The organism is Pantoea sp. SIMBA_079 (assembly GCF_046940275.1).
Lineage (GTDB): Bacteria > Pseudomonadota > Gammaproteobacteria > Enterobacterales > Enterobacteriaceae > Pantoea > Pantoea borealis.
The window spans coordinates 1-229 of the sequence record NZ_JAWRYR010001032.1 but is presented as its reverse complement, the minus strand read 5'-3'; the positions used below and the strand labels follow the sequence as shown (position 1 = coordinate 229).

The 229-nt window shown below is 66.4% G+C and carries 1 protein-coding gene; it reads right to left on the bottom strand.

Translation table 11 applies throughout. The features are described from left to right. The coding region (locus SB719_RS23045; RefSeq protein WP_412160174.1) for a M3 family metallopeptidase at positions 1–229 on the bottom strand (229 nt) is incomplete at both ends.

The window sequence follows — 229 nt, the reverse complement described above, 5'->3', positions numbered from 1 at the left end:
ACTGCAGGCCGCTCTGGAAATTGCGCGCCGCCAGCATCCTGTCGAACAGTTCGCGCGGCAGCGCTTCGCCGGTGTCGACGTGCGCGGTCATCGCGTGCACGCGATCCCATTCCCAGCAGAAGTTCTCCATGAACTGGCTCGGCCGTTCCACCGCGTCCCATTCCACGCCGTTGATGCCCGCGACCGGCAATTCGCCGATCGCGGTCAGCAACTGGTGCAGGCCGTGGCC